This window comes from Leptospira saintgironsiae, assembly GCF_002811765.1.
Taxonomy (GTDB): Bacteria; Spirochaetota; Leptospiria; order Leptospirales; family Leptospiraceae; genus Leptospira_B; species Leptospira_B saintgironsiae.
On the sequence record NZ_NPDR01000010.1, the window covers coordinates 34,098 to 58,228 of the forward strand.

Here is a 24,131-nt window from a genome sequence, read left to right on the forward strand (position 1 = left end):
GGGAACCACTTGAACATTGTTTTAATTTCCGCATGGAAGGCTTTTTAGGAAAACCTCCATAATAAGACCACGGTTCAAGCATAACGTATCTCTGAGCAAGGAAGAATCTAATTTTAGTCAAAAAAAAATCTAAGGCAAGTGATTGTCGTTTTTGTCAGAAGATTGGAATTCCAATTGCGTTAGGATAAATCGCAACGCAGTATTCGCCTCGAAGGTGTAGTTCCTTCATTTCATTGATATCGAAGATGTTGGAACTACTACAAAATTTATCCACAAAGGGATAAATTTTGGGACCAGTTATAATTTTCTTAGAATGGTGCTATCTATATAGAAAGTTCCAAATGGAAAGACTGAGCCAAGGGCTACTTTCCAGGTTCTTTCTCTAAAACTCCATGAATTCTCGATTGAGAAATGAAATGTTCCAAGAAGGAATAAAAGAAATAGTCCACCATGGATTGGGCCTAAAAGTTTAACAATTTCCGGCGATCCGAAATAATATTTCAAAGGCATTCCAATGAATATAAGAAGAAGTAGGGATGTTCCTTCTAAAAAGCCTAAAAGTCTGAGCCTACCAAGCTCGGTTGTGAAAAATTTTGTCATTTCTAAAACTCTCTGATATAGGGTCTATTTGCGAATGGAGAAAAAGGCCATGGAATCGCGATAAACATTAGTAGTATCGAGATTAAAATCCATACGAATAAACTTTTGAATTTTTCAGAGTCTTCTTTTTTGCGTTTGGATACTGCAGATCCAACTGTAAGAAATACTACTGAAATGATCATAATAGAAATATGGATTATTGCGAAAAATCTTATATCTGAAACCTGAAAGGCTCCGACAGGATCCAGGAAAAAAGCCTGAACAATAGGGCTTTTGAAATATAGGAAAAATCCTAATACCAATTGAAAATGTGAGAATGCAATCATTAGGATCCTTCCTAAATTGTCCCATTTTTCGAAATTCTTTTTAAATATTATTCCTCGGATACATCTTACCAAAGTAAATAAGAGTAAGAATAGAACGATCCATCTTGTGAATGAATGGAATATTAATAAATGTGAATACATAATCTCTCCTTTATTTTTTGGTTTTTCTTTTAGATTTGGATCTTTCTAATAGATCTTCGAATGATCTAGTAGCTCTATAATCCGCTTTAGGATCCTTTAAAAATCGTAACGAAGTATGATGAACTAAATAGATCCCACAAAGTTCCCAGACAAATTGATCTAAATCCAGATCAGATCTTAATTCTTTCAGGTCCACACATTCCTTAGCGAGCTTTTTTAAAAAAGTTCTCCATTCTGATTCCATCGATAATAGTTTTTGGCGGACTGGACCTTTTGAATCATCTAATTCGAATAATCCTGCAGCGATAGGGCATCCTCCAGGAAGTCCCGCTTTTTTGGACCAACCCATCCAATGTTTTACTAAGGAACGAAGTCTAGGAAGACCTTCTTTGGCCCTTAATGCAGGTTCTAAAACTTTTGATTTAGAAAACTCCGCTGTATGATCTAAAATAGAAATTTGAATTTCTTCTTTGGAGCCAAAATGAGCGAATAATCCACTTTTGGACATCCCTGAAAGATCTGCCAAAGGACCAAGACTCAAACCTTCCAGACCTGATTTGCTTACTAACTCAAGCCCTTTATCTAAGATATGGTTTCTTGTTTCTTGGCTAAGTTTTCCGCCAGTGATCATGAATAAAAAGAACGACCGATCGTTCTATTTTTTTCAAGAAGAATATTCCGAGATCGAAAAGATTTTAAATTAAAGAGTAGCGATCTTTCTTGGATTTTTGGTCAGAACTTCCGGGATCGGAAGTCCTACACCACCTAAAGAGCGGACTTGTTTTCCATTAATAAAGAGCCTAATCCCTCTCAGCTCAGAGTTTTCTAGAATGCTGTAACAGATCTGGTCCACTCTATCTTTTAAAAGTTCAGGGCCGGCGCCTGCTTCGAAATCAGGGCCTAGGTATAATTTTAATACTCCATTTTCTACAGAGTATTCTTTAGAATATTCCATTCTGTTTGGAAGTGCGTTCAGGACACCTTGTGTTTTCTCATCTGAAGAAGGACCCTTAGTGAGTTCTTTTAGAATGAATAGGATCTTATCCCCATGATCGAATTTTCTTTTTAGCTGAACCAGTCTAGAGTGGCTTTTGTTTCCTCTTCCATAAAACTTCAGAAAGTAAAGTTTGATCTCTCCTGGAGAATGATCCAAACGAATTTTAGGAGAAGGTCCAGTTGGTCCAGGCTTAGGCATTTCTACGATCGGGATAAACATTTCTTCCGGATCGTTTGAATCAGAGGAGAGTTCTTCGGAAGAAGAGTTTTCTCCATTCTGCATTAGCTCGGTTAAGATTTCGTCTTCTGCCTGATCCATTACCTGCTCATGAGTTTGTTTCCCTTTGTTCTCTGAAGAAGAAGTAGGAGATAACGGATTTGTTTTTCCGATCGTATTAAATTTTGAAAAGAAAGAATGGGATTCTTGTCCGGGGGAGGTGGTATTCTTATTCCCCATAGACTTATCCAGTAATACTAAAACGAATAGAGCCCCTGTCAGGATATAAAGAAGCGATTTAAGTTTATCCGATTCGGGCACAATACAATTTTCGGCTGATCCGGAAACTGCCTTCTCACTTTTTCCCAGGAAAAGTGATTAGAATATTGCGTCCAGATCTTCCAATTTTGCCAGACTCACTTCCCAATCAGGAATTTCTCCCTCGGGTGCGTGTCCATAGGCGCAGAATGCAAATGGGCTACCGTTTTTTCGGGCCGCCTCGTGGTCTGAACTTCTGTCCCCGATCATCAGGATCTCATCTGGGGAATAAGAATAATCTCGGATGTATTTTGCGACTATATCAGGCTTGGTTTTAATCGTTTCATTGTCCAAAACGACGATTGGATCGAATAAGGACAGGATCCCGGAAACTTCCAGGATGGTTTTGACATAGGGCATTCTGCCATTGGAAGCTGCCAAAATTTGGTACCCCTTATTTTTGAGAGAAGTGACCGTTTCTTTGACCTTAGGGTAGAATTCACCTTCTCCTTGTCGGATCTTAGACACTAAAAGTTCCAAAACTGAGTCGGAGATCTGGTCTCTTTCGGACTCTTTAAGCTGGGGAACCAGGTTCAGAAAAATAGTTTTGACCGGTTTTCCGATCTCCAGCATGATTCTTTCTCTATCTGGAACCTCGAGTGGGATCTGGGAGTTGACTGAAAATCTGCGGATTGCTTCCGCATAGGTTTCTAAAATGATTCCTTCGGAAGAAAATAGGGTTCCGTCCACATCGAAGGCAAGTGCGCGGACCCGTTTGGGATTCCAATCCATTAGCTAGACAATAGTTTTGGGTGGGGAATTCGGGGCATTCCTTTTTTCCTTCGCTTGATTTTCCCTGCACGGGCATAAGGATGGGAAAAGAGTTCCGGATGGAGAGATTGGGGAAAAACCGGGGAATAGCGGATCTAGAGTCACCTGTTGATTCTAGAAAGAATTTATATTCTTCTTTTGTTTGGACTGATTATAAGGCCCAACTCCAAAAAAGGGTACGAGCAGAAGATCTTCCAAAATATTTTCATTTAACCGAATCTGAGAAAATTGGGATCCAAGAAACTATCCGACTCAATGTAGGAACTACTCCTTATTATCTTTCTCTTTCTGATCCTGAAGATCCAAATTGCCCCATCCGAAAAATGATCGTCCCAAGAAAAGAAGAATCCTTCTTCTCTCCGGAAGAAACATTAGATCCTTTGCATGAAGAAGATCTTTCTCCTGTAAAAGGTCTTACTCATATGTATCCGGATAGAGTATTACTTTTTTCGAATCATGAGTGTTCCGTTTATTGTAGACATTGTATGAGAGGAAGAAAAGTTTCAGATTCTTCTGAAAGAATGGAAACTGCGGATCTGGAATTATGTTTTGATTATATTCGAAATCATCCTGAAATTTCAGATGTTGTGATCTCAGGTGGGGATCCACTCAATCTTGCTGATTCTAAAATAGATTGGATTTTAGAAAATTTAGAAAAAATCCCTCATGTAAAAATTTGCAGGTTGGGGACAAGAAATCCAGTCACTCTTCCTATGAGGATTACTTCTGATCTATGTAAAATTATAGAATCCCATAACACGGATCATTTATCTATTTTTTGTAATACTCAATTCAATCATGAAAAAGAATGCACTTCCGAAGCAAAAGAAGCGATTCTTAAACTTCTAAAAGCTGGAGTAAGCGTAGGAAACCAATGTGTGATCCTAAAAGGGATCAATGATGATGGAGAAACAATGCTTAGGCTCCATCGAAAACTTTTGGAACTTAGAATTCGCGCTTATTATATGTATGATCCTGAATTGATTCCAGGATCTCGCGGTTTTAGGACTCCACTTGCAAAAGGTATTCAAATAATTGAATATATGCGTGGAAAAGTTGCAGGTATGGGAATTCCGCAGTTTGTGAATGATCTTCCTGGTGGTGGAGGAAAGGTGAGTCTTGGCCCGAATTGGTATCTTGGATTTCACAAACCTTCTCGAAATCATGTGTTTCGATCGGCAGTAAGAGGGACTTATCATTTGAGTCCAGAACCAACTGATAGTGAATACGAGGAATTTTATCCTGAGATCAGTGAGGAGACTTGGTTGCTGGTACTGCAGAATTCCTATTCTGCATTTAAAGGCCTTGGACCTTTGGGAGAATCCGGAAAATGAATTCAGATTCTCCAACTGTTTTGATCGTTGCGGATATCCAAAATCCAGACATGGATCCTAAGGACACTCAAGAATGGGAAGATCGGAGTTCTGTTGAAAAGATTAAACATTGTCTGGAGGAATTGGGAGAGAAGGTGGAGATCATTGAATTTCCGTCGAAGTTACTACAAAAACTCTCAGATTATTCTTCCTTAGAATCTTTGGATAGACCTGTTCTTTTCCATTTGGTAGAAGGCTTTCGTTCCCGAAATAGGGAGGCACTTCTTCCTGGGCTCGCAGAATATTCAGGATTTCCTCATACTGGATCTGATGCTTACGCTCAGAATTTGAGTTTGGATAAACATCTTTCTAAACTGTTTTGTGTGTCTGCAGGTGTTCCTACCAGTCCTTGGAATATAGTAGAGAAGAATTCTGTCGAAGATACTACATCATTACAGAGTCAGGAGTTAGATCCAGCGCGGAATCTGGATTCCACGTTCCGCGGTGCCAGACTTCCACTCGAATCTGAATTTCCAGTTTTCTTCAAACCCAGATTCGAAGGTTCAAGTCTTGGGGTGGGAGAAGAAAATCTGATCTCGAACCAAGCTGACTTAAATCAATTCCTCCAATCCAAATTTAACGAATACTCCTCTTGGATCTGCGAATCTTATTTGCCGGGAGAAGAATGGACATTGGCAGTTATAGGTTCACCAACTTACGGATATAAGGCAAGTCAGGTCGCAAGGATCGGTTTGGAAAATTCTCCGGAAAAAATATACGGAGAAATTACCAAAACTAAACTGAGTATGCCTGAAAAATTACATTTCGATCTGGATAAAAAAAGATCTGAATATATACAGAAATGTGCATTAGAATTATGTAAATTAATCAAAACTTCCGGAGCAGTTCGTTTGGATTGGAAGGTGGATGCGAAAGGGAAGCCAATGTTTTTGGAATGGAATCTGACTCCTGGTTTATCCTCTTATTATAGCAGTTTTCCGATTTGTTATTCTGAAAGTTTCGGAACGTATTCGGACCTGATGAAAGAATTATTGGAAATTGCGAGAATAGAATTTTTAACTGAAAGATTTACTTATTCCAAACTGAAAAAAGAAAAACAAACGAGCGGGATCGAAGGATGAAAACGTTTCGAGAAGAATTAATAGACCAGGTCAAATATCATCCTGTATTGACTGCGAATTTATGGTTAGAAGAAAAAGAAGAAAGAATGGAACATTCTGACCTTCTTCTTTGGTTGAAGCAGGAATATTTTGTGTCTGTAGAGTTTGTGAATTGGTTTTTGAATACTGCGGCCCTCACAAATTTTGTCCCATCTAAGATAATACTCGTAGAAAATATATGGGAAGAATTGGGAGAAGGTAAGGAGGAAGATTCACATGTTTCTATCCTTAGAAAATTCCTTTCCGAGATGGGGGAGACAGTGACTGGGGAAGATATGCTTCCTGAAACCGGAGCATATCTTGCTTTGATGAAAAGAATTACTACCACTGATTTTTATTCCGCACTAGGAGCACTTGGGCCTGCGAATGAGTATCTTCTAAAATTAGAATATTCCAGAATGTATAAGTCTTATTCTGATCTTAAATCCAGGATTTCCCTTCCGGAAGGAAAATTTTTCCAAGTGAATTTGGAGGCAGATGAATCTCACTCCGAAAAAATGTTTAGATTAATAGAAACTGTAGCAGTTGATCCTGAAAAAATGCAAAAAGTAAGAGAAGGTTCTAAACTCGCATTGGATGCACGTTTAGTATTTTATGAAGGTCTAAAAAAGATAATCTCTCCGATTTCTCTTTAAACCTTAGATCGAACCGATTTTAAAAGGCTCATAAAAAACATTCCGAGTATCGGAACCAAGGGCAAATAAAGAAGGGGAGAAGCCCATCTCCATCCTTTTAAAGAATGAGAAAGTTTTCGGACTGCAAAAAAACCAGGGTATCTCATATTTCCTGAGATATATTGCACATTACCCGCAACTAATTTGGGTCCTAAACTTGGATGTAATTCTTTTAGGTTTTGAGAAGATAGATCTCTGAAACTTACAAATTTTACGCTTTTGTCTAAGGATAGCTCAGATAATTTAGAAGCGAGACCTGAACAAAAGCCGCAGTCTCCATCATATAAAAAAACATTTTGTTCCATTAGGAATCGATCCGTTGCTTAGATTCCAAATCTTCAGGAAGGTTTCTTAAAAAATCGCATACCGCAGGAATTTCTTTCTCTTTCAATCCGATCCAGAAATAGATCCAGATTCCTTCTTTTTGAAGGCCGCTACATTCTTTTGCATACCATTTGGAGATTGTATTTTCTGCTCTCGCTCTCCAGAAAAGAACGGGGGCTTTTTTTAACATCTCGTCCCAGATATCTCTTCCTACACCTTCTCCTCTCGCGATCTCGTTCACTGCAAATTTAGAAAGAAAGGTTCCCCAAGGAGTGTTTTGTAGAAGTGCGCATCCTTTGTATTCGGACTCCAGAACAATCCCAGAAAATTCCTTATTCCAAAAACCTTCTTTTAATCCTCTTCCAAAAGAATCTTCGATCAGTCCATTTAATCTTTTAGGATCTAAATTTTGGAAATCAGTATGAAATTCTATTCTATTCTTTTTTCTTAATAGAGTCCCACTACCTTTGATAGTGAATAATTCCTTTAATAGGCTAGGGGCGGAAGTAATCGCGATCTGAAGATTCGGATCTCCAGTGTATTCAAAAATCATTTTACATTCTTTGAATAATAATTCGTCTTCTTTTTGAAGAGTTTCAGTAGATTCGAAATCTAAGATGGAAATCTTTTTATCTTCCGAATTATGGAGTCCACTTCTTGTTGTAAGAAGGATTAACTTTTTAGTTCTAAGTTCTTTGCATAAATTAGAAAGATAAGGATAAATTTCAGATCCGCTCTGGTCTGTTACGAATACCGGGATCTTCTTCTCTTTTAAAGATGAAAGAACAGATTCCAATGCTTGGCTTGGATTTCTGAACCATTTTGCAGGAAGGTTTCTTGAGCCAGGAAGTTCTTGTCCTTCTTCCAATGAGTCCTTGATGGACTCCAAACTGATCTTGGAAGCAGGGGAGCGATAGAATAAATTTGCGTAAGATACTCCGTCCTTCTCCAGAACGACTACAGGGAATAACTGTAATTTTTGTAATAATTTTAAATTGTATAGGAATGCTTCCGCCGACTCTGTCAAGGTTTCGGAACTTGCATGGATGACCGCGAATTTTTCGGGCTCCAAGGACCGGAATAGTTTCAGGAACTGAAAACTGTCCTTGGAGTTTTCTGTGACTTCTAAAAGTTTGAGTAGGATCTCCTGGTGATTCATCTCTCCCGGGAGTCTGGTTTAGTCGATCCGATAGGCAACTAATTTTCCTTTTAACTTTGCGATGGTGACAGATTGTTCTTTATCAGACTTCAGTTTTAGGAAGCCCAAAAGGGAAGGATCTCCTGCTACCATTGCCACATAGGATCCGGAGAAATTCTTTTTCAAAGCCTCTCCCCAGGTCGAATAGAGTTCAGAAACGGATTCCTTATCTCCCAAACGAACTCCGTAAGGAGGATTTGTCACAATTTTCCCTTCTTTGAATCCTAGGCTTTCATCCAATTCTTCTGCGGAAGCAACCTTCCAGCGGATCAGGTCTGCGACTCCAGCTTCTTTTGCATTCTTCTTTGCGAGTTCAATTGCTTCTTCTGAAATATCTGAACCAAAGAGTAAGATCTCCTTAGAGTCCCATTCTTCTTTTGCTTTGCATGGTCCAAAAAGCCTAGTGAAGATAGAAGATCTGGATAAACTTTTATAATTCACCCAACCGCCGTTTCTCATTCTAAGTGCTGCTTCTATCAAAAGAGTTCCAGAACCACAGAATGGATCGTACAATGCTTCTCCAGGTTTCCAACCTGAAAAACGGAGTAATGCTTGTGCCAGAGTTTCTCTGAGTGGAGCTTCTCCACCTTCTCTTCCATGCCCCCTCCTTTGTAAAGGTTGAGCATGTAATGCCACAAATAATTTTACCTGGTTCATTCTGGAACGAAGATAGAATAATACCTCAGGTTCTTCACGATCTGCTTCAGGTAGTTCCAGGCCTTGGGCTCTGAATCTATCAAAGATCGCGTCTTTTAAGCGGTAGGTTGCATAACGTGAATCTTGCAGATTATCTTTTGTTGCAGCATCTATTCTAAATTTTGTTTTAGGAGAAAGTAATTTCTCAAAAGGGAACATTGCTGCGACTTCGTATAGATCGTCTGGTCCTTGTATGTCCGACCAAGAAGACAATTCAAAGCTGATGCCGGAAGAAATCCCGGAACTTAAACAAAAATCTCTGACCTTTTTAGCGGGCCCTCTGAAAAAAACTCCTCCTCTATTGTCGGAGAGAGTTTCTAAGCCTGCTTCCTTAACCTCTTCCTTTAATAGGAATGCAAGGCCATCACCGCATGATGCGTGATAGGTGAGTGCTTCTGGTCTATCAAATTCTGAAAGAGAAAGTTTTGCTGATTGCCAGCCTGCGCGGATTCCTTCTCTGAAATTATCTTCTTCGTAAGGGCGGGCTGGACGTTCAGAACGAAATCCTTCTTTGCCTCTAGGTGAGAAAGGACGTCTTTCTCCACGGTCCGAGTCACGAGAGAAAGGTTTTCTTTCACTACGGTCTGAATCGCGAGAGAAAGGTTTTCTTTCGCCACGATCTGAATTACGTGAGAATGGTTTACGGTCGCCGCGGTCAGAACTTTCTCCGTAGGAACTTCTGCCTTCTCTTCTTGTATTTCCAGAAAATGGTTTTCTTTCACCACGATCGGAGTCGCGAGAGAAAGGTTTTCTTTCTCCGCGATCTGCATTGCGGGAGAATGGTTTGCGATCTTCTCTGCTAGAATCTTTTTCGCGGTAAGGTTTTCTGTCATCGTCTGAAAATTTACGATTTCCGGAACGAGAAGGGGATTTTCGATCATCGCCAGAACGAAAAGGTTTGGAACCACCTTTTTCTTTTGGTTTGTCGGAAGAATATCCTGATTTAGAATTTCCGTCTTTGGAACGATAAGGTTTTTCTGAATCGCTTCTTTCTTTAGAGCGATACGGTTTACGATCTGAATCTCGATCGGAGTCTGAACTTTTGGAGCGAGTCGGTTTTGAAAAAGAAGAACCTGATTTATTAGCAGGCCCCTTCTTGCCATAACCGGAAGAAGGGGATTTTTTAGGGGATGGTTTTTTGGAATTCAATGCTTAGGCAATTTGTTGGGCCAAATAATTTTGGACCCCAATGGTTTTGATGATCTCTAGCTGGGCCTCGAGCCAGTCGATATGCTCCTCCTCGGAGACGAGGATCTTCTCGAGCAATTCACGTGTGCCGTTGTCTTTATTCTTGGTGGTAATTTCTATCCCACGATTCAAACGTTCTACGGCATTATACTCTACGTCTAAATCATTTTTTAGGATACTTTCAATATCCTTGCCTACATTGATCTTCATGTATCTTTGCAGATCAGGAATTCCATCCAGGAAGAGTATACGTTCAATCACTTGGTCTGCGTGATTCATCTCTTCGATGGATTCCTTCTTCATGTAAGAAGCAAGCTTGTCATAACCCCAGTTCTTGTTCAACTTAGCGTGGATAAAATACTGGTTGATCGCTGTGAGTTCGGCGGAGAGCACTTCCGCTAAGATTTCGAGGACTTCTTGGTTTCCTTTCACGTCGTTTCTCCTACCTGAGATCACTATAAACGAGAGTGCCTATTTTGAAAAGCGAGATTCTAAAAAAGGCAGAATAGATCTCTAAGTTTTTGACTTTGCTCGAAATCAGGAGCAGTAAAATTTGTAGGAATATGACCTCGGCCTATGTGCTAGACTCTCATTTAAGTAAATTTGGCAAGACTGAGTCCGACTATCAATCGCTATCCTACGATACTGCGAATCATTTACTTAAGAAGAATCCGGGTTTTATTCCTGAATTTCTAATATTTGCATGTATGGCCCCGGAGCGATATACTGGGGAAATTTTTTTACCAGCAAAGATCAAAGAAGATCTTGGACTTTCTTCTTTATTCGCGATCCGTTCGGAAACTGCATCTTCAAGCGGGGCTTCTGCTCTACATCTGGCCCGTTATCTTCTTCTATCAGGAAAATTTAAAAGAGGGATTGTGATCGGAACAGAAGTCATGAGTAGGCTTCCGAGAGAAGAGAATAATCTTCTTTTAGGTTCTGTACTTTCTTCCGGGCAAAGAAACCTTGCAATGTCCATGGCTCAGGGTGGGGCATTGACCGCTACCAGGTATTTAAGGGATTTCGGATATACTAGGAAGGAACTTTTTAGATTATCTAAAAAACTTCATGATAACGGTCTTGAAAATAAGATCGCGCATATTCAAAAAAACTTAAACGAAGAGGAATATTTCTCCTCTCCGATGTTTTCCAGTCCATTATGTTTATATGATATTTCTCCTTTATCTGACGGTTCCTGCGCATTATTATTAGAAACAGATCCGGCAAGATTGAAGAAGGACCGCAAAAAAATTGAGATCACTGGTACTGGGCATGGTTTAGGCCAGGTGAACGGGGTTCCTGGCGGACTTAGTTTTACTGCATCCAAATCTGCATTTAAGCAGGCCTATGAAGAAGCTAGTAAAAAACCGGAAGATATCCAAGTTGCTGAACTTCATGATGCATTTACGATTTTTGAGATCATTGCAGCTGAAGATGCAGGTTTATTTCCTCAAGGAAAGGCACTTGCAAATGTTGCAGAAGGGATCACTGATAAAAGAGGAAGGCTGCCTATCAATCCATCAGGGGGATTGAAAACAAGAGGTCATCCAGTGGGAGTTTCGGGCCTCGCACAGATTGCTGAACTTTGTGAATTTATGAATGAGAATGATTCGGACACTGCACTTAGTTTATCCATCGGAGGATTGGGTGTAAATAATTTTGCAACCATCTTAGAGGCCAAAAAATAAATGTCTGAAAATATTTTAGTCATCCAAACTGCATTCTTAGGAGACCTGATCTTAACTACTCCGTTATTTAGGGAGATCAAGAGAAGGTTTCCTGGTTCAAGAATGACAGTGATCGTGAACAAAGGAACTGAATCCGTTTTGGAAGCAAACCCTTGGATAGATCAGATCATTCCTTTGGATAAAAAGCAGATCAAGTCTTCCATTTTTGGTTTTTGGAATTTTTGCAAAGAATTAAGAAAACATAATTTTACACTTTGTATTTCTCCACATTTTTCATTTCGTTCTTCTATAATTTCTTTTTTGAGTGGAGCTAAAAGAAGGATCGGATATAAAACCGCCGGATTTTCTTTTTTATTAAATGAAAGAAAATCTAGAGTATTAAGAGGGCCACACGAGGTGGACAAACTTCTTTCTCTTATTTATGCAGAAGAAGAAAGAAAAAATATTTCAAGACAGCCTGAACTATTTTGGAAACCAGAATCAGTTGTCGGTATCCAATCCGAAATGAAAAAAAATGGTTTGGAAAAAGGGAATTATATACTGGTCTCTCCTTCTTCTGTTTGGGAAACAAAACGTTTGCCTTCGGATAAATTCAAAACGGTTAGCAAACTTCTTCATGAAAGAACTGGACTGAAAATTGTTCTGACCGGAGGCAAAGGAGACATCAAACTTTGCGAAGAAGTAGGAGAAGGTTTCGGGATCAATCTTTCTGGAAAGACAAGTCTTCCGGAGATGAGTTATTTGATGAGCGGAGCAGCCCTTCTTGTGACAAATGATTCTTCTCCCATTCATTTTGCTTCTGCATTTAATATTCCAACTTTGGCTGCTTTCGGTGCCACGATCCCTGCATTCGGTTATACTCCTTTGGCGAGTCGCGTTTTTATATCCGAGGTAAACGGCCTAGACTGTCGTCCTTGTGGTATTCATGGAGGAAGGGTCTGCCCTAAAAAACATTTTCGTTGTATGTTGGAACAGGATACGGACAGAATGGTGGAAGAAGGAATTCGTCTAATAAAAGGATAATTATGGACCAAAACATTTTTAGAAAACGGATCCGAGAAGTTCAGAACCTTTTAAAAGAATCAGAAGTTTTACTCATCTTTGCGGCCCCTCAGAAGATCCGTAACCGAGATGTAGAGTATAAGTTCAGACAGGATTCCGATTATTATTATCTGACTGGTATTGAGGAAGAAGATGGTGTTTTGGTTCTACGTAGGGACTTCTCTTCTCATTTTGCACTTCCTAAAGATAAAGAAAAAGAAATTTGGACAGGCATTCGTCTAGGTAAAGAAGAGATCAAAAAAAGATTGGAGCTGGATCAAAGTTTTGATCTTGGAGAATGGGATTCTAAGATTTCGGATATTCTTACCAATCAATTTACATTATATCATTTTTTTGGAAAAGACTCCAAAAGAGATTCAGAGTTACTCGAACTAATCAGTTCTTTAAACAGAAGATTGAGAGAAGGTAAGTTCGGTCCACAAAGATGGGAGATCCCGAATTTTCTTCACGAAATGAGAATGTTAAAATCTCAAGAAGAGATAGAAAAATTAAAAGAATCTTCCAGGATTACAGCTCTCGGTCACGAAAGATTATTCAGAGAAACTAAAGTTGGAATGTACGAATTCGAATTAGAGTCCATTCTTGAATCTGAATATTTGAAACATGGTGCTTGGGGCGGAGGCTACGGCCATATAGTCGCCGCAGGAAAAAATGCAACCATTCTGCATTATACAACCAATCGTGCGAAGATAGGTGATAACGAACTTATTTTAGTGGATAGCGGAGCGGAGAAGGATTATTATACTGCAGACGTTACTCGCGTTTTCCCATCCGGAAAAAAATTCACTTCGGAACAAAGAACTATCTACCAATTAGTTTTGGATGTGCAGAAACAAGCGATCTTGGACACAAAACAAGGCGTAGAATTTAATGCAGTTCATGAGAAAACTGTATTAAATTTAACTTCCGGATTGATTGACTTAGGTTTATTGAAAGGAAATCTTTCAGAGGTCATAGAAAAGGGAGAATACCGCAGATTTTATATGCATAGAACCGGTCACTATCTGGGAATGGATGTGCATGATGTAGGACGCTATTTCGAGAATGGAAAAAGTAAACCTATGCAGAATGGGCTCGTAGTAACTGTGGAGCCAGGGTTATATTTTGATCCTACAGATGAAACGATTCCCGCTGGTTTCAGAGGAATTGGAGTTAGGATAGAGGATGATGTTTTGGTTAACGGAGATAATCCTGTCGTTCTAACATCTATGATAGCGAAAGAAGTAGATGAGATTGAGGCGATGAGAGCGTGAGCTAAGAGTGGGTGAGTCAAACTTCGCTTATTCAGAAACAGGGATTTAAGCGGAATTGAGATTCATTTCTTATCTTCATTAATCAAATTTTTATAATATATACCGGAATATTGATTCCAGATCTATCTTAATCTTTGGAAGCCTTGTCGGCTTTTATGATTGACCGCCGTTTTGATTTCCTGTTTACGTCTCCAAACTTTTCGTCTTAGTGCCTAATTTCGACCTAAGACGAACTAAATTCAAAAATTTTAATATTCCTTTCATTTTTTATTTGAAGATATTTGTTCTATATTATGGATTCGATCCCAACATTCGGGAGCGAATATGGAAGAAGTTTTTAGAAAACAAATACTAGAGAACAGAGGAATGATCCAAATCGATTGGAGAATTCCGATGGAAATGGAGTCGATCTGGAGAGATGCAGTTTTACGTTTGGGAGAACCGAAGGAGATCCTGCAATTCATAATTTCCTCCTTTAGAGAAAGACGGCAAAAGGGTAGAATCCTAAGGTTCGATTTCGAAAAAGTGAAAAATAGCGATTCTCGAAAAAGGATCAGAGTTTATGGTTCTGATTATTGGGAAGCGATGGGTTACGCTAACGAGAGAAACGTCTCCACTAGTAGTTTTTTAAGTTCACTTTTGAAAATGGAATGGATCTTGAGTTCAGGATTTCAGTCTTTTAGAAAGGAAAATTCAGAACTAAAAAAAGAAACTGAGAAAAATGGGGAGAAGTTTCTACCTTGGGACGCAGCGTGACCTGTTTCTTTAGTTAAGCCTGGAATGTTGGAATTCCAACATGAATTGTGGGCGTAAATTGGAGTTGAAGATTAGGTGATTTTAGTGTATAGGGGAAATAGCTTCTCCCACAAGCCCACCTCCTCCACCCGAACCGGGTGGGGGCGATCTTCACTCCCATGTAGGAGTTCCAACAAACGGCTAATCTCTCACTCAGGAGTTCCTATATTCTCAGTTATTTTCCAGATAAAGTCTGATAGCTTCCTTCATGACTGATAATCCAATTGGAAGAGATGTTTCATCAATGTCAAACTTTGAACTATGATGTGGATGGATTAAACCTTTCTCCTCATTCATGGAGCCGACAAAAAAGTAACATCCAGGAACCTTCATTAAAAATGCAGAGAAGTCTTCTCCGCCCATGGTCTTAGCATGTTCTTCGGTGACTGAATTTGGACCTAAAATATTCTCCGAAGCCTTTCGAACAATATCTGCCATTTCAGGATGATTGATTGTTGGGGCATTCGTTCTTTCGTAATGAATGGTTGCCTTCGCTCCAAAAGCAGAAGCAGTATTTTCTACGACTCTTTTGAATAACTCAGGTGCCTTATCGAACATTTCTTTTGTGAATGTGCGGATCGTTCCTTTTAATTCTGCTGTTTCGGAAATTACATTGAATGCATGTCCAGCATGAAAAGCTCCTACCGTAACAACGCAGGAATCTAAAGGATCAGTGTTTCGTGATACGATACTTTGTAGAGAAGTAACTATATGAGAAGCTACTAATATAGGATCCACTGTATGTTGTGGCATTGCTCCGTGGCCGCTGATCCCTTGGACAGTAATTTGAAATTCATCTACTGCGGCCATCATCGGGCCATCTACAACTCCCACTTTACCCACAGGGATATGATTCCAAACATGAAGAGCCAATGCAGCAGAAACATCGTATTTTTCTAATATTCCTTCTTCTATCATGCGGTCTGCGCCTTGTCCGCCTTCTTCCGCTGGTTGGAATACCAACAACACTCTTCCTTTAGGAACTATAGCGCTTGGATTTTCTTTTAGTTCCGAAGCAAGTCCCATTAAAACAGAAGTATGAGCATCATGACCGCATGCATGCATGACTCCATTATGAACGGAAGTATAATCCGTCTTATTTTCTTCAATAATGGGAAGGGCATCCATATCCGCTCTTACCAAAAGAGTTTTGCCTGGTTTTCCGGAATCTATAAGGCAAGCGATCCCTGTTTTTGCTATCCCAGATTGGAATGTATAACCTAAGGATTGGAGATGTTTAGAGACGAAGTCCGCTGTCCCGACTTCTTCGTATCTGAGTTCGGGATGTTTGTGAATGAATCTGCGGTATTGGACCAGTTCTTCGGTCCTTGTAGTGGAGACTGTTTTCATGATCTGCTCTAGGATGATTTACCCTGAAATAGGTTTTTAGTCCCTTCTTTTTTTATTTTTTCGAAAAGAGAGAAACCGGAGCTTTCGGCTTGTTTTCTATATTAATAGGTCAATAAATTAAAGAAGATGAAACCATCATCTAAAATCCAAAGGATCTGCATTTATACGATCTTCTTATATTTTGTATGCTTATTAGCATGTTCTAAGCCAGGTCATTCTAATATTCCACTTCTTCCATTTTTGACCGGATGTAACGAAGATAGAAATCCTCCTTGTTTGAAACTCACTGAGGTAGCTTCCGGATTTAACGCTCCATTATTTCTTGTTTCTCCTTCTGGAGATGCGAGTAGGATCTTTGTCTTGGAACAAGGGGGGAAGGTCCGTTTGATCAAAGACGGTTCTCTTCTTGCTTCACCTTTTTTAGATCTGGGATCGGAAGGTCTGGATCTAATTTCATTCTCAGGTGAAAGAGGCCTACTTGGTATCGCATTTCATCCTAATTATAATTCTAATGGTAGATTTTGGGTAAACTATACTCGAAAATCAGATGGAGATACTGTGGTTGCTGAATATTCCAGATCTTCTTCCGATCCTGATCTTGCAAATATAGGCTCTGGTTCTATTTTATTTACGATAGATCAACCATTCAGTAATCATAATGGAGGAATGATGACCTTCGATACTGGAGGTTATCTTTTAGTGGGAATGGGTGATGGAGGTGGCGCAGGAGATCCGAATAACGAAGCGCAGAATTTGGAATCTTCTCTTGGTAAAATTTTGAGGATAGATGTAGATAATTATCCAACTCCCGCTCCTGGAAATAGACCTGCTACTGGATTAGAAAATCCTCATATTTGGGATTGGGGCCTTAGAAATCCCTGGAGATTCAGTTTGGATAGAGGAACTGGAGATCTATATATTGCAGACGTAGGGCAAAACAATTATGAAGAATTAAATATAGAGCCCGTGAATACAGGAATTAAAAATTACGGATGGAGACTCACAGAAGGAAATCATTGTTATGATCCTTCTATTGGATGTAATACTTCCGGGATCAGTTTTCCAAAATTAGAATATAGTCATTTTATAGGAAGTTCTATCACTGGTGGTTATGTGTATAGAGGATCAAACTTTCCTGAATTGAACGGAAGATACTTTTATGGTGATTTTATCACAGGAAAGATCTGGTCCATTCTTTGGGATGGGACCAAAGTTTTGAACTTAATAGAACATACTTCTGAAATGGGATTTTCTTCCAATGTATCTTCCTTCGGAGAAGATTCAAATGGAGAAATCTACGTGGTAGATTATAACGGAAAAATTTTCAGAATAGAAATACGATAAAACTACAGAGTTCTATCGTATTCGTCTAATTCTCTTTTCCAAACTTGGGTTCCGCAATAATGATCACCTTCAGGGCAATATGGCTTAATATCACCTTGTAAGCGGATCCAGCAAGGAGCCTTGATCCATTTTGCGATCTCCGGTTGGACCTTTGTCAGATCTATAAGTTCATTGATAGAAGCCTGGAAAATTTCTTCCTGAGCATTATAACAAGTTCTCGCCCTCCATTTATGATGAAGATTTAACAGATCCCCACTTTCATAAAAACGCACAGGAAAAGCATTCGGAAGAAGATAAGAAGCATGTTCAGTAGATCCTCCTGCTTCAATAAAACGGTTCAGGTTTTTGAAAATGCCGTCCATTTTTCTTCTATAAGTTTCTTCTAATTGAGGATATTTTAATACTACTTTTGGAACGATATAGTCTGGCATTCCAGTGTATTGGCTCATTAATACTGGACGAGAACCAGGGACCATTCTATGTCTTTGGTCTTGGCTATCCGCAGAGTGAGAAATTCTCTTTTTGAATGAATAATGAACATTGAACATCGCTCTGGAAAGAGGACTCATTGTAGTTTCATTCAGGGTAGAAGTCAGATGTTTGTTCTTAGAAGGATCCATCACGAGTCGGATCGCTTCTTCATCGTTTAAAGAATTTTTAGATAAACCTAAAACCGCACGGACAGAAGAAGCCAAAACTTCAGGTCCATTAGAAGAATAGGAAACCAGTCTTGCGTAACGGTTATCCATATCCTCATCGAATTCTCTTACGAAATTTTTAGCAGCCTCCGGTCTATACTCAGAAGAGCCATCTTGGTAGAAGTCTTTGAAAAATTTATATTCTGCAGTTTCTTCCAGAGGGATCGGATCATCCATTTCTTCCACATAAAGAGGATCGATCTCTTTTACTTTTTCGATCATCTCTTCTACAACTAAACGTTGTTCCTCAGGTGCGTCGAAAGAATTCATCAAACGATGATATCTATGAAGAGTAAGCCCGTTTACTGAGTGATATAAATAAGTATAAGTTCCTAAAGGAAGAAGATAACGTGCCACTTCTAAGCACTTCTTCTTGATTGGAAGCTGCCATTTTTCCGGATAATTTGCACGTGCCTTATATACTAGGAAATATTCGTCCTGGATGAACGGATGTAGTAGCTCCACAAATTCAAAATACGCGTTAGAGGCATATTCAATCGCTTCTAAATAATATTCCTTCTGCTTTCCCGAGAGAGTAGGCGGAATATAATAATTTTCTTTTTTAACTTCTACATATCTTTGGCTCACCTGTTCCGAGTTATAGTACGGATGAGAATGTAGAAAAGACCAAACGAACTGACGGGACACTTTGTCTAACGTGAATATAAAATGAGGATGTTGTCTTGTGGTAAGGTGGCCAGCTTTCTTCGTGGATTTGGCTACCTTATCTCTGATTTCCAAGGATTTTTCAGTACGGATCATGTCTTCAGGAAGAAGGATCCCCTTAGAAGAATAGCAAGTCCGAGCGGAAGCGATCGCTAGATTGAAAGGTTCTGTGGTCGCATCTAAAAGTTGAACGATCGGTTTCTGGTGATCCATGGATTTGCTACTCCGGAACGCTAGAATGGTATTATGTCGGTAAGCGAAAAGCAAGAAATGTGGGAACTCCCACAAAAATCAGGCTTAGAAAATGCTTGCCATTTAGTTACAAATTATATAAAATGTAAATTGTAACTAAATGGAGGTTTCGAATGAAACTGAGAAAATTAGGCAAAAGCGGCCCTGAGATTTCCCAAGTAGGCTTGGGCTGTATGGGGATGTCGGACTTTTACGGCACAAAAGAAACCAGAAACAGGCAAGAATCCATCGCGACCATTCATGAGGCCTTGGATTCCGGGATCAATTTTCTGAATACCGGAGACTTCTACGGGATTGGGCATAATGAACTTTTGATCTCAGAAGCGTTGAAGGATAGAAAAACCAAACCAATGATCAGTGTGAAGTTCGGCGGACTTCGCAATCCAAATGGAGCATTCATCGGATACGATTTCAGACCGAATTCTGTGAAAAACTTTGCGGCACATTCTCTCACCAGACTTGGAGTAGATGTGATCGATATTTATCAGGCCTCTAGGGTTGATCCAGAAGTTCCAATCGAGGATACTGTGGGTGCGATTGCAGACCTGATCAAGGAAGGATATGTGCGATATCTCGGACTTTCGGAAGCTTCTCCCGAAAATTTGAGAAGGGCTCATAAGGTTCATCCGGTCACTGCTTTGGAAATTGAATATTCTTTGGCAACTCGTGTGATTGAGAAGGAACTCCTCGAAACCGCGAGAGAACTTGGAGTGGCAATCGTTCCATACGGAATTGTGGGAAGAGGACTTCTGACCGGAAAAATTGAAAGCTCTTTGGGTGTTTCAGATTTTAGATCCATTTCTCCTCGTTTCCAGGGAAAAAACCTTGAAGCGAATTTGGAGCGTGTGAGTCTGCTTCAAGAGCTTGCAAAGAAGAAGGGCTGCACTACTGCTCAACTTGCTATCGCTTGGGTGCTTCATAAGGGAGAAGATATTTTTCCTTTAATCGGTTCCACAAGAAGAGAAAGTCTTAGGGAAAATTTAGAAGCTCTTTCGGTGCAATTAACTCCGGAAGAAGTGAAAACCTTGGATGATACTTTTCCGGAAGGCGCTTTCCAAGGAGATAGATATCCTTCTCATTCGATGCAACTCGTCGTTAAATGAGAGATGCCTAAAACAGGTTTAAAGCCAGAAGAACTACAAGAAAAAGTGCTCGATGCCGCAGAGATTGAGATTAGAAGAAACGGTGTCGAGCGTTTGAAACTTACTGACGTGGCTAGGAATCTAAACCTAAGCCACGCCGCATTATACAAACATTTCGCTGACAAAGAAGCGTTGCTCGATTCTATTTCCAAAAGATGGTTGGATCGAATCGATCTAGCTCTCGCAGAAGTTTCCTCCAAAACAAGTCCATTAGAAGAAAGAATTTTAGAGTGGCTAATGACTCTCCATATGATGAAAAGAGAGAAGGTCCAGTCAGATCCTAGAATTTATACTGCATTCAATAATTCAGCAGAGAAAACAAGACCATTCGTCAAAAAACATATCCAGACAATGTATGAACAACTGGAAGCAATGGTCCAAGAAGGATTACAAAAAGGATTATTTTTTTGTAATACTCCTAAAGAAGGAGCTCGGATCATTTTTGAAGGGACTGCTGCCTTCCATCATCCTCGTCTGGTATTCGATAATATAGAAGAAGATCGGATCGAATTCCTTCGATCCGTTGTGAACGCGATTCTCTCTGGACTGAAGAGTAAGAAGTAAGAGCCGCGCTCTTCGCTTCGTTCGGATCAGAGGATCTTACTTCTTCCTTTTTAATCCATTCTTAGAACGTTTAGATTTAGAACTTATTATATCTTCCGGCTCTTCTTCTTGGATCTCTTCTGCTTCCCAGGAAACTTCTTCCAAAGTTTGAGGAATTCTTTCTTGGGCTCTGGAAGCTTGGAACTCGGACTCTAATTTTCTTTTACGAGCTTCTTTTCTTCTTTCCTGGTCTTGGTAAATATTCAGTAGGAATTCCATCACGATAGGAAGAAGTACCCTAGATAAAACTGTGGCAACGATTACTCCGAAGATCACCACAGTTGCTAGAGGTCTTTGCACTTCTGCCCCTGCCATTGTAGAAATTGCCATTGGAATAAATCCAACTGCTGCAATAATCTCAGTTGTCATTACTGGGCGAAGTGAATGAAGCCCAGCTGAGAGCACTGCTTTGGAGATAGTAATCCCTTTTTCTAATTCTTCTTTGAGAGTGGAGGCGTATACAACCCCGTTCAATACTGCGATACCACTTACCGCGATAAATCCAACACCAGCAGGAATACTAAAAGGAAGGCCTCTAAGCACGAGTCCTATGATCCCTCCTGCAACTGCGAGTGGTACTACGATGAATACTCCCGCCGCATAATATACGTTCCCGAATGCAGCGATTAACATCACGAATATGATCCCGAGTGCGATTGGCACAACGAGCATCAATCTGTTCTTCGCTCTTTGGAAGTTCTCGAACTGGCCACCCCAATCTGTTCTATAACCTTCCGGAAGAGTTTTTTCGATATCCGCTGTTACTTTCTGGGCCTCATTTACGAAACCTACTAAGTCTCTTCCGCGAACGTTGGCTTCTACCATGATCCTTCGTTTTAAGGATTCTCTGTAAATTGCAGCGGGACCTTCTACAAATTCAATGGTTGCTACTTGGCCAAGAGGAACTGTGACTCCTGTAGAAGTCATGACTGGAATATTTTCTAATTTATCCAGATCCGAAACATCCAATTGTAAACGAACTACTAAGTCGAACCGTTTGAATCCTTCGAATACCTTTCCTGCTTTTCTTCCGATACGTAATGATTCTACAGTAGTTAAAATTTCTTCTGCGGCGACTCCATAACGTGCCATCTTTTGTCTGTCTGCTTTGATTTGGATCAAAGGAAGTCCGAGTACTCTTTGCACTCTTAAGTCCGCAGCACCAGGGACCTTTTTGATCTTATCTGCAAATTTTGCTGCAGTGTCCTTTAATGTTTGGAGATCGTCTCCGTAAATTTTGATCACTACGTCTGCTTTGGATCCAGAGAGAAGTGCATTCACTCTGTTTTCAATTGGTTGTGAAAGTGAGATCGTGCTGGAAGGAACAGATTTTAGGATTGCGTCCTTCATTTTATCCATGAGCTCATCACGAGAAGAAGCGGATGTCCATTCTTTAGGAGGAATGAGCTTCACCATGGATTCTCCTTCTTCTGTTCCGATTGGTTCTGCTGCGGATTCACCTCTACCCATCTTGCTAACTACACTTGTTACTTCCGGGAATTGAGCGATTACCCTCTCAATCTCAGTATTTGTGTCTCTGGAATAATTGATAGAAGTAGATGGAAGTCTTTTGATATCTATCGCAAATTCCCCCTCGTCGATACGTGGAAGGAATTCTGATCCTAAGGTAGATCCTAATATTAGAGAAACTGCAAATACTCCTAAGCCAGTTCTTAAGAATATTTTTTTGTTGGCCATACCAAATTCGAGAAGTTGCATATACAGCTCTTCTGCTCTGTCCCAGAATTTGCTATGATGGAATACTGGAGTTTGGAATAAGATACTTGCTGCAGCAGGGAAGGTGGTAAGAGAAAATAAAAGTGCCATGGCAAGTGAGATTGCAACAGTCATTGCCATAGGTTTGAACATTCTACCTTCTACACCTTCTAATGTCATGAGCGGTAGATATACTAATAAGATAATACCGACAGAGAATGCTGCTGCTCTTGCTACTCTCACGCAGGAATCTGTGATGATCTGTTCTGCGGCGAGTTTTCTATCCTCTTGTGAATTCTGTTGTTCGTAGAATGCTTGTTTTAAGATAAAACCATGAAGAACCGATTCCAACATCACGATGGTTCCATCTACCAGGAGTCCGAAGTCCAAGGCTCCTAAAGACATTAAGTTACCAACAATGCCGAACATTCTCATAAATATTGTAGCGGCAAGCATCGGGATCGGAATAGATAAGCTAACGAGTAGCGCACCCTTTACTGTTCCGAGTGCAAAGATCAAAACGATAATTACAAGTACAGCTGCTTCTGCAAGGTTTGTGAAGATGGTTCCTAATGTTCTTCCGATAAATTCAGAACGATCGTAGAATGTTACGATCTTCATTCCTTCCGGTAGTCTTGCTCTCAGTATTTCTACTTTTTCTTTAACCTTTTTTACAACTTCCAAAGAGTTTTGGCCCATGAGCATCATTGCAGTGGCGCCTACAACTTCTCCCTTCGCATCTTTGGTCATAAGTCCAAAACGAAGTGCTGGACCAGTTTCTACTGTTGCGATCTGTCCTAAAAGAAGTGGAACCCCATCTCTTTCTGTTTGGACTGCTACGTTACGGATCTCATCTACAGTTTTGAACTGGCTTTCTCCGCGGATTACGATCTGTTCAGCACTTTTGGTGATATAACCACCACCGGTGTTCTGGTTGGCGGTCTCTAGTTTATCACAAAGTTGAGATAATGTAATATTATGAACTGCTAATCTTTGCGGATCTATCTTGATTTGATATTGTCTTGCTTCTCCGCCGATGATGTTTACATCTATAATCCCTTCGGTGGATTTGATCTCTCTTGCAAGTTCCCATTCCATATATGTCCTGAGCTCTTCAGGATTATGACGATCACTTGTTAGAACGAATTCGTAAATATCACCAAGACCAGTTGCGATAGGAGAAAGTTCAGGGCTTCCATAACCTTTAGGAATTACAGCTTCTGCTGCTCTCAATCTTTCGTTGATGAGCTGCCTTGCAAAATAAATATCAGTCCCGTCTTTGAAGATAACTGTAACACTACTCACTCCAGTTCTGGAAATAGAACGTATTTCTGTTACGTGAGGAACACCAGTGAGTTCCATCTCTATCGGATAAGTGATGAACTGCTCTACTTCTACAGGAGAAAGACCAGGAGACTGAGTTACAACGGAAACCTGAACGTTTGTAATATCTGGGATCGCGTCGATAGAAAGTTGATACGCGTTATAAATACCTACTATGGTTATTCCTGATGTGAGTATCAGGACGAAAATCCTGTTCTTAATGGAGAGACGGATCAGTTTATCTATCATGGAAGGGTCCCGGGCAAGGATACGTACAAATTCCCAGTAACTCTCGA

At 40.0% G+C, this 24,131-nt stretch carries 22 protein-coding genes; 10 read left to right on the forward strand and 12 right to left on the reverse strand.

Annotated features, from left to right (window positions below; translation table 11 throughout):
* Positions 1-297 precede the first annotated feature (297 nt).
* The 5 genes from CH362_RS17110 to CH362_RS17130 form a co-directional block, all read right to left on the reverse strand.
* The gene (locus CH362_RS17110) at positions 298-600 is read right to left on the reverse strand and encodes a DUF3817 domain-containing protein (RefSeq protein ID WP_100711537.1); all 303 of its coding nucleotides are present in this window, start codon (positions 598-600) and stop codon (positions 298-300) included.
* Positions 601-602: 2 nt separating this feature from the next.
* Positions 603-1,067, reverse strand: a complete 465-nt coding sequence (locus tag CH362_RS17115) for a hypothetical protein (protein ID WP_100711538.1) — start codon at positions 1,065-1,067, stop codon at positions 603-605.
* A gap of 10 nt (positions 1,068-1,077) precedes the next feature.
* A complete protein-coding gene (locus tag CH362_RS17120) occupies positions 1,078-1,698 on the reverse strand; it encodes a TetR/AcrR family transcriptional regulator (RefSeq protein ID WP_100711539.1) in 621 nt (206 codons plus the stop codon).
* Positions 1,699-1,767: 69 nt separating this feature from the next.
* Positions 1,768-2,601, reverse strand: a complete 834-nt coding sequence (locus CH362_RS17125; protein ID WP_165780287.1) for a GerMN domain-containing protein — start codon at positions 2,599-2,601, stop codon at positions 1,768-1,770.
* 57 nt (positions 2,602-2,658) lie between these two features.
* Positions 2,659-3,330, reverse strand: coding sequence for an HAD family hydrolase (locus CH362_RS17130; protein ID WP_100711541.1), 672 nt, complete (start codon positions 3,328-3,330; stop codon positions 2,659-2,661).
* Positions 3,331-3,428: 98 nt separating this feature from the next.
* Here CH362_RS17130 and CH362_RS17135 point away from each other — a divergent pair, with 98 nt between their 5' ends.
* The 3 genes from CH362_RS17135 to CH362_RS17145 are packed head-to-tail and all read left to right on the forward strand — an operon-like array spanning position 3,429 to position 6,498.
* Positions 3,429-4,703: a KamA family radical SAM protein gene (locus CH362_RS17135; protein ID WP_100711592.1), complete on the forward strand. Its 1,275-nt coding sequence runs from the start codon at positions 3,429-3,431 to the stop codon at positions 4,701-4,703.
* Positions 4,700-5,824 (forward strand): D-alanine--D-alanine ligase family protein, encoded by a 1,125-nt coding sequence (locus CH362_RS17140; RefSeq protein WP_100711542.1) that lies wholly within the window; start codon positions 4,700-4,702, stop codon positions 5,822-5,824. Before CH362_RS17135 ends, CH362_RS17140 begins: the two co-directional genes overlap by 4 nt.
* Positions 5,821-6,498 (forward strand): iron-containing redox enzyme family protein, encoded by a 678-nt coding sequence (locus tag CH362_RS17145; protein ID WP_100711543.1) that lies wholly within the window; start codon positions 5,821-5,823, stop codon positions 6,496-6,498. The genes CH362_RS17140 and CH362_RS17145 overlap by 4 nt, the downstream gene beginning before the upstream one ends.
* Here CH362_RS17145 and CH362_RS17150 read toward each other — a convergent pair.
* From CH362_RS17150 to bfr, 4 genes are all read right to left on the reverse strand, one after another.
* Entirely contained in the window at positions 6,495-6,842 is a 348-nt protein-coding gene (locus CH362_RS17150) for a DCC1-like thiol-disulfide oxidoreductase family protein (RefSeq protein WP_100711544.1), read from the reverse strand. The genes CH362_RS17145 and CH362_RS17150 overlap by 4 nt on opposite strands.
* Positions 6,842-8,020, reverse strand: coding sequence for an acetylglutamate kinase (locus CH362_RS17155; protein WP_100711545.1), 1,179 nt, complete (start codon positions 8,018-8,020; stop codon positions 6,842-6,844). The genes CH362_RS17150 and CH362_RS17155 overlap by 1 nt, the downstream gene beginning before the upstream one ends.
* An 18-nt stretch (positions 8,021-8,038) precedes the next feature.
* The gene (locus tag CH362_RS19540) at positions 8,039-9,205 is read right to left on the reverse strand and encodes a THUMP domain-containing class I SAM-dependent RNA methyltransferase (protein WP_100711593.1); all 1,167 of its coding nucleotides are present in this window, start codon (positions 9,203-9,205) and stop codon (positions 8,039-8,041) included.
* A gap of 702 nt (positions 9,206-9,907) precedes the next feature.
* Positions 9,908-10,375 carry a bacterioferritin gene (gene bfr, locus CH362_RS17165; protein WP_100711546.1) on the reverse strand — a complete coding sequence of 156 codons (468 nt, stop codon included), beginning with the start codon at positions 10,373-10,375 and terminating at the stop codon, positions 9,908-9,910.
* Positions 10,376-10,506: 131 nt separating this feature from the next.
* Here bfr and CH362_RS17170 point away from each other — a divergent pair, with 131 nt between their 5' ends.
* The 4 genes from CH362_RS17170 to CH362_RS17185 all read left to right on the forward strand — a co-directional run bounded on the left by CH362_RS17170 (position 10,507) and on the right by CH362_RS17185 (position 14,702).
* Complete coding sequence (locus tag CH362_RS17170) at positions 10,507-11,631, forward strand: thiolase family protein (protein ID WP_100711547.1); 1,125 nt, start codon at positions 10,507-10,509, stop codon at positions 11,629-11,631.
* Entirely contained in the window at positions 11,632-12,654 is a 1,023-nt protein-coding gene (locus CH362_RS17175; protein ID WP_100711548.1) for a glycosyltransferase family 9 protein, read from the forward strand.
* A gap of 2 nt (positions 12,655-12,656) precedes the next feature.
* Positions 12,657-13,946, forward strand: coding sequence for an aminopeptidase P N-terminal domain-containing protein (locus CH362_RS17180; protein WP_100711549.1), 1,290 nt, complete (start codon positions 12,657-12,659; stop codon positions 13,944-13,946).
* A 324-nt stretch (positions 13,947-14,270) separates the two neighbouring features.
* Positions 14,271-14,702 (forward strand): hypothetical protein, encoded by a 432-nt coding sequence (locus CH362_RS17185; RefSeq protein ID WP_100711550.1) that lies wholly within the window; start codon positions 14,271-14,273, stop codon positions 14,700-14,702.
* A 210-nt stretch (positions 14,703-14,912) separates the two neighbouring features.
* Here CH362_RS17185 and CH362_RS17190 read toward each other — a convergent pair whose 3' ends face one another.
* Entirely contained in the window at positions 14,913-16,091 is a 1,179-nt protein-coding gene (locus CH362_RS17190) for a M20 metallopeptidase family protein (RefSeq protein ID WP_100711551.1), read from the reverse strand.
* 126 nt (positions 16,092-16,217) lie between these two features.
* Here CH362_RS17190 and CH362_RS17195 point away from each other — a divergent pair, with 126 nt between their 5' ends.
* Entirely contained in the window at positions 16,218-17,435 is a 1,218-nt protein-coding gene (locus CH362_RS17195) for a PQQ-dependent sugar dehydrogenase (protein WP_100711552.1), read from the forward strand.
* Positions 17,436-17,437: 2 nt separating this feature from the next.
* On the opposite strand, the gene CH362_RS17200 is transcribed toward CH362_RS17195, so the two are convergent.
* Entirely contained in the window at positions 17,438-19,012 is a 1,575-nt protein-coding gene (locus CH362_RS17200) for an FAD-dependent thymidylate synthase (RefSeq protein ID WP_100711553.1), read from the reverse strand.
* A gap of 152 nt (positions 19,013-19,164) precedes the next feature.
* On the opposite strand from CH362_RS17200, the gene CH362_RS17205 reads away from it, so the two are divergent.
* Together CH362_RS17205 and CH362_RS17210 are read left to right on the forward strand one after the other, a co-directional pair.
* The gene (locus CH362_RS17205) at positions 19,165-20,154 is read left to right on the forward strand and encodes an aldo/keto reductase (protein ID WP_100711554.1); all 990 of its coding nucleotides are present in this window, start codon (positions 19,165-19,167) and stop codon (positions 20,152-20,154) included.
* Between the two features lie 3 nt (positions 20,155-20,157).
* Positions 20,158-20,757 (forward strand): TetR/AcrR family transcriptional regulator, encoded by a 600-nt coding sequence (locus CH362_RS17210; protein WP_100711555.1) that lies wholly within the window; start codon positions 20,158-20,160, stop codon positions 20,755-20,757.
* A 36-nt stretch (positions 20,758-20,793) separates the two neighbouring features.
* Here the strand turns inward: CH362_RS17210 and CH362_RS17215 are convergent, their stop codons facing one another.
* Positions 20,794-24,084, reverse strand: a complete 3,291-nt coding sequence (locus CH362_RS17215; protein ID WP_100711556.1) for an efflux RND transporter permease subunit — start codon at positions 24,082-24,084, stop codon at positions 20,794-20,796.
* Positions 24,085-24,131: the final 47 nt, after the last annotated feature.

Coding starts and splice junctions, on each gene's coding strand:
- CH362_RS17170 (WP_100711547.1), top strand. CDS start 10,507: ATGACCTCGGCCTATGTGCTAGACTCTCATTTAAGTAAATTTGGCAAG.
- CH362_RS17195 (WP_100711552.1), top strand. CDS start 16,218: ATGAAACCATCATCTAAAATCCAAAGGATCTGCATTTATACGATCTTC.
- CH362_RS17150 (WP_100711544.1), bottom strand. CDS start 6,842: ATGGAACAAAATGTTTTTTTATATGATGGAGACTGCGGCTTTTGTTCA.
- CH362_RS17210 (WP_100711555.1), top strand. CDS start 20,158: ATGCCTAAAACAGGTTTAAAGCCAGAAGAACTACAAGAAAAAGTGCTC.
- CH362_RS17130 (WP_100711541.1), bottom strand. CDS start 3,330: ATGGATTGGAATCCCAAACGGGTCCGCGCACTTGCCTTCGATGTGGAC.
- CH362_RS17215 (WP_100711556.1), bottom strand. CDS start 24,084: ATGATAGATAAACTGATCCGTCTCTCCATTAAGAACAGGATTTTCGTC.
- CH362_RS17185 (WP_100711550.1), top strand. CDS start 14,271: ATGGAAGAAGTTTTTAGAAAACAAATACTAGAGAACAGAGGAATGATC.
- CH362_RS17155 (WP_100711545.1), bottom strand. CDS start 8,020: ATGAATCACCAGGAGATCCTACTCAAACTTTTAGAAGTCACAGAAAAC.
- CH362_RS17145 (WP_100711543.1), top strand. CDS start 5,821: ATGAAAACGTTTCGAGAAGAATTAATAGACCAGGTCAAATATCATCCT.
- CH362_RS17200 (WP_100711553.1), bottom strand. CDS start 19,012: ATGGATCACCAGAAACCGATCGTTCAACTTTTAGATGCGACCACAGAA.
- CH362_RS17110 (WP_100711537.1), bottom strand. CDS start 600: ATGACAAAATTTTTCACAACCGAGCTTGGTAGGCTCAGACTTTTAGGC.
- CH362_RS17190 (WP_100711551.1), bottom strand. CDS start 16,091: ATGAAAACAGTCTCCACTACAAGGACCGAAGAACTGGTCCAATACCGC.
- CH362_RS17175 (WP_100711548.1), top strand. CDS start 11,632: ATGTCTGAAAATATTTTAGTCATCCAAACTGCATTCTTAGGAGACCTG.
- CH362_RS17140 (WP_100711542.1), top strand. CDS start 4,700: ATGAATTCAGATTCTCCAACTGTTTTGATCGTTGCGGATATCCAAAAT.
- CH362_RS17180 (WP_100711549.1), top strand. CDS start 12,657: ATGGACCAAAACATTTTTAGAAAACGGATCCGAGAAGTTCAGAACCTT.
- CH362_RS17205 (WP_100711554.1), top strand. CDS start 19,165: ATGAAACTGAGAAAATTAGGCAAAAGCGGCCCTGAGATTTCCCAAGTA.
- CH362_RS17120 (WP_100711539.1), bottom strand. CDS start 1,698: ATGATCACTGGCGGAAAACTTAGCCAAGAAACAAGAAACCATATCTTA.
- CH362_RS17135 (WP_100711592.1), top strand. CDS start 3,429: ATGGAGAGATTGGGGAAAAACCGGGGAATAGCGGATCTAGAGTCACCT.
- CH362_RS17115 (WP_100711538.1), bottom strand. CDS start 1,067: ATGTATTCACATTTATTAATATTCCATTCATTCACAAGATGGATCGTT.